The following is a 4,854-nucleotide window of genomic DNA, read 5'->3' on the forward strand; positions in this document are numbered from 1 at the left end:
GAGATGTTTTCAAGTTCGATTTCAATTCAAGTACAATTAATAACAATAATTATAAGGATAATGAAAAATTTATAGAACCAATAAGAACATTTTTTAAAGAGCAGTTTGGAAGAGAGTTTTAAGAAGAGGCAACTTCACCTAACACCATATTCACGCATCGGGCCATTCGGCCCTCGGTCCGGCCGGAGATAGAAGTGTAGTCGAAGAGGTATTTCAGTAGCAGAGGAGCATAATCAGCCGGACACACCCGCACCACCTAACCGCATCGCGGCCGTCCCTTCGGGACTTAAGGTGGTAGGACGTCGTGAATACAATAACGTTAGCTGAAATTACCGAGAGCGTTAATTAAAGACAAGCACAACTAACATTTTCATTGAGGAGGACATGAAATGATATTACAACGAGTTAGTTTAATTACGCTCGGCGCTTGGGATTTGCCGTTGCTACGTTCATTTTATAAAGGACTTGGATGGACTGAGACTGAGTGGAGTTCTGATAACTATTCAGTATTTAAAACTGCTGGTGGAATGTTATCAATTTGGTCAATTGAAGAGATGACAAAAGGAATTGATTTAAAGAAGCCTGAAGATCCTAATTATTTTAGAGGCGTAACATTAAGTATAAATACAGATTACGAAGAACAAGTAGATGAGATCATCAACCAGGCAAGAGAAGCAGGTGCCAGAATTATTCATGAACCTAGTAGCGCAGAATGGGGAGGAAGAAGTGCGGGTTTCTTAGATCCGGAGAATAATTATTGGGAAGTTGCATTTAATCCAAATTCAATATTTGATGAACGAGGAACAATGATAGAAATGAATGGATAAGGACTGTAGTAGCATCTCGAGGAAGTCGGTAACATCAGCTAACACCATATTCACGCTTCGGGGCATTCGCCCCTCGGTCCGGCCGAGGGATTTCGGGGAAGAGTAAGCAGCCGGACACATCCATTCCCCTAAGATAAGAGCTATCTAAGGGGAATGGACGTCGTGAACAAAAGAACGTTAGCTGAAATACGAAGTCTTATTATTGTGAGGGATGATACGATGAAGTTGGAGGAAGATCAAGAGCTTATAATCAGATTGGCTTCATTCGAAGATGCAACAATTGTTTTAGAGCTTTGGCAAGAATCTGCAAGGTGGCTCCAATCAAAGAATATCAATCAATGGAAACCAGAGAATTTTAATCTCGAGAAAGTTTTCAAGTTCATGAATAATGGTTCAAATGTCTACCTTGCAGAATTAAATAGAGAAATTGTAGGAACATATTTGATTACCTGGAATGATCCTTTCATATGGGAAGAACTTGATAACGGATCATCAGGCTATATTCATAAGTTTGTAGTGAATAGGAAATTCAAGGGCAATAGTATAGGATTAAGACTCTTAAGATCTGCAGAAGAGCAAATTAGAAATAAAGGCAAAGAGTATATAAGACTTGATTGTATGGCAGAAAATCAAAGACTTAATCAATACTATTGTGACGCAGGATTCAATTATATAAGAAGAGTTAATGGAGAAGGATGGAGTGCTAATTTATATCAGAAGAAGTAATCCGAGGGTAATCCAGACATACTTCAGCTAACACCATATTCACGCATCGGGGCATTCGCCCCTCGGTCCGGACCGAAGGAGAAGTGCCGCGGGTAACGCAGCCCGGACACACCTGCAAGGCTAAGTGGCGGAGCCACCCGGCAAACTGGTCGCGTTCGCTTGACCAGAAGAGCAGCTTAAGCCTTTCGGCGTCATGAATATCAGAACGTTAGCAGAAATTAATGCAAAGGATTGATAAACATGAACGATCTTTTTAGTCGGTACACGAGTAGCTTTGTTCTCACAGGAGATTTAAGTAATGATATAGATACTTTCTACAAAATGAATAATGACTTAAGGACATTGAATCATACATTAGAGGTTGCTGAAGAAGCTGAACGTATAGCTAATTTATTTGAGATTGATTCATTTAAGGTTGTACGTGCTGCGCTATTACATGATATCAGTAATGTAATTCCAATCTCCACAATGTTAGATGTAGCGAAAACATTGTCAATTGAAGTACTTGAAGAAGAACTAAAATATGATAGAAGCGTACATCAAAAACTATCAAAGTACATGGCACAAGATATTTTTAGTATCTCTGATGAAGAGACCTTAAATGCAATTGAGAGTCATACCACCCACAAACCAAAAGCAAATATGACCGATAAGATATTATTTGTTTCTGATAAGATTTCGTGGAAATTACCGGGAGAACATCCGTACCTACTAGAAATGAGAGAAGAAGTAAATAAACGAGAAATTGATAAAGCAATATTAATATATCTCAATCACATATGGGACCAACGAAATATTCTAAAGCTTGTACACCCCTGGCTAATAAAGGCGAGAGAAGAGATGCTGGAAGTTAATTCAGGGGGGCATTAACATCTGCTAACACCATATTTACGCTTCGGGGCATTCGCCCCTCGGTCCGGACCGAGGCTGAAGGGCCGTGGGTAACTCAGTCCGGACACACCTGCAAGGCTAAGTGGCGGAGCCACCCGGCAAACTGGTCGCTTCGCTTGACCAGAATAGCAGCTTAAGCCTTTCGGCGTCGTGAATATCAGAACGTTAACTGAAATCTCCGAGAGCAGAAACAATAATAAGATGATTTAACAACAGTTCAAAACAAGAGGAAGGTCGCAACAGGGTACGAGAGGAAAGTAACCCCCTTCGACACCGCGAGCATTTTTTAAAGCACTAAGCAATTAGCTGATAGAATAACTGAATTAAAAAGATTTAAGAACTGAGACAATAATTGAACTGGAAAAGTAAGTGACTTCAGGACATTAAAAACTATAAGGCATTGTATGAATTAATTGATGAGACTATAAAAGGCTATAAACGTTAAAGAAATTTGGAAGAGACTTTAAAGTGGAATCAATAAAGTAAATTTAAAACCATTGTAAAAGACTAAAAAGGACTTGTTTAGTTAAATCAAGAAGCTGGAGACATCAGTTAACACAGTATTCACGCATCGGGGCATTCGCCCCTCGGTCCGGACCGAAGAAGAAGAGCCGCGGGTAACGCAGTCCGGACACACCTGCAAGGCTAAGTGGCGGAGCCACCCGGCGTACTGGTCGCTTCGCTTGACCAGAAGGGCAGCTTAAGCCTTTCGGCGTCGTGAATACAAGAACGTTAGATGAAATGCCTGAAAAGACACAAACAATTAAGAGAAGAGGTTACAATTATGGCACTAACACTCGTACCTCTGCGAATTTCAATCGGATGGAAAGTTTGTTGGAATACTTTTTTTGAAATTAATCCAGATGAATTTATCAATAAAGATTTTGAGTACAAATGGGAATTCAATGAAGACATATTTCAATTTGTTCATGAATCACAAAGAAAAATCTTAGATCTAGGCTGGTATCCAGAAACGGATCCAAAGGGGCAATTTCACTTAAAATTAATAATGCAATGTGATAATGAAGATGACCAAAGTAATGCATGGCAAGATCCCTTAATCAGTTATAAAACGAGAAATTACTATGAATTAATATTGAAAATCGAAGAGATATTAAATGAGGTAAGTCACGGAAATCAATAATTAATTTGTGAGAATTTCATCGAAGCCAGGCACTTCATCTAACACCATATTCGCGCATCGGGCCATTCGGCCCTCGGTCCGGCCGAGGGATTTCGGAGGAGTGTAATCAGCCGGACACATCGATCCCCCTAAGTTAAGAGCTATCTAAGGGGGATCGACGTCGTGAATACAACAACGTTAGACGAAATTCATTAAATTAATTAAAGGAAGAAGTTACATGAATAATTGGATTACCCTTAATGATAATGAGGATTTATCTGCCTGGGATATGTTTGAAAAGAAATTTAATTTCAAACCTAGTATTAAATCTTCAGAATGGCCGAGTATTCAAGTGAAATCTGATAATTATATTTCTTATGAATTGTTAGTAACGTGGGACATGATAGGAGACTTTGAAGAGCTCTGTAATAATGTCTTTAAGACTCTAACTAACGAAGAAGAATATATCTATGCACTAGATTGGCAACATGAATGTTTTTGGTTTAATCCTCATTTACCGAGAGGGGACCAAGACTGGATTATTCCCTTTTATCCTGATGGAGACTATTATATTTTCTTCCCTAGGGATTTAAGATGGTGTTACTTCAGTCACCCGTGGGAACGGTCAGTAACCTTAATTGGTGAAGATTTAATAAGTAAATTTGAAAGTAATAAACCAGATATATTTGGAAGAGTAATTCGAGGAAGCAAATGAACTTCGTCTAACACCGTATTCACGCGGCGGGCTTACGCCCTTGGTCCGGACCGAGGCTTCTCGGGGAAGTGGATCCAGCCGGACAACTCCTGCGAGGCTAAGTCTTCGACCCGGCTCCGGTTGGTCGCCTTAAGCCTCTCGGGTTCGTGAATACAAGAACGTTATGTGCAATTTGACCCGAAGATACAGCGAGTAAATGAATAGGTTATGCGTACTACGAGAGCCATCTTAAGGCAGGAAGAACATGAAGTATTTCAGGTTTGAGGGACTTAGGGACAGCGTGGTCGGCAATTAAGAGACAAAAGGACTTAAAGGAATATGTTTTGCGAGCGGAAGGTGCCTGAAAGTAGAAGAGAAGAAGAGATTATTTTGGAAGGTTTAGGTGCCTGAAAGTGGAAGAGAGGAAGAGAATATTTAGGAAGCGGTAGGTGCCTGAAAGTAGAAGAGATGAAGAGAATATTTTAGGAAGCGTTAGGTGCCTGAAAGCAGTAGAGATGAAGAGAATATTTTAGGAAGCGTTAGGTGCCTGAAAGTAGAAGTGATGAAGAGAGTATTTAGGAAGCGGTAGGTGC

The 4,854-nt window shown here is 40.1% G+C and carries 5 protein-coding genes; all 5 read left to right on the top strand.

Features of this window, described 5'->3' with window-relative positions; all coding sequences use genetic code 11:
- The first annotated feature begins 389 nt into the window (after positions 1-389).
- Positions 390-827, top strand: a complete 438-nt coding sequence (locus tag ACFO9Q_RS10185) for a VOC family protein (RefSeq protein ID WP_379181451.1) — start codon at positions 390-392, stop codon at positions 825-827.
- A gap of 162 nt (positions 828-989) precedes the next feature.
- A complete protein-coding gene (locus tag ACFO9Q_RS10190) occupies positions 990-1,553 on the top strand; it encodes a GNAT family N-acetyltransferase (RefSeq protein ID WP_379181453.1) in 564 nt (187 codons plus the stop codon).
- 240 nt (positions 1,554-1,793) lie between these two features.
- Positions 1,794-2,423 carry an HD domain-containing protein gene (locus ACFO9Q_RS10195; RefSeq protein ID WP_379181455.1) on the top strand — a complete coding sequence of 210 codons (630 nt, stop codon included), beginning with the start codon at positions 1,794-1,796 and terminating at the stop codon, positions 2,421-2,423.
- Positions 2,424-3,228: 805 nt separating this feature from the next.
- On the top strand, positions 3,229-3,588 hold the full coding sequence (locus ACFO9Q_RS10200) for a hypothetical protein (protein WP_379181457.1): 360 nt from the start codon (positions 3,229-3,231) through the stop codon (positions 3,586-3,588).
- A gap of 217 nt (positions 3,589-3,805) precedes the next feature.
- Entirely contained in the window at positions 3,806-4,282 is a 477-nt protein-coding gene (locus ACFO9Q_RS10205; RefSeq protein WP_379181459.1) for a DUF2716 domain-containing protein, read from the top strand.
- Positions 4,283-4,854 lie beyond the last annotated feature (572 nt).

The organism is Paenibacillus sp. GCM10023252 (genome assembly GCF_042653305.1).
In the GTDB taxonomy this organism is placed as follows: Bacteria; Bacillota; Bacilli; order Paenibacillales; family Paenibacillaceae; genus Pristimantibacillus.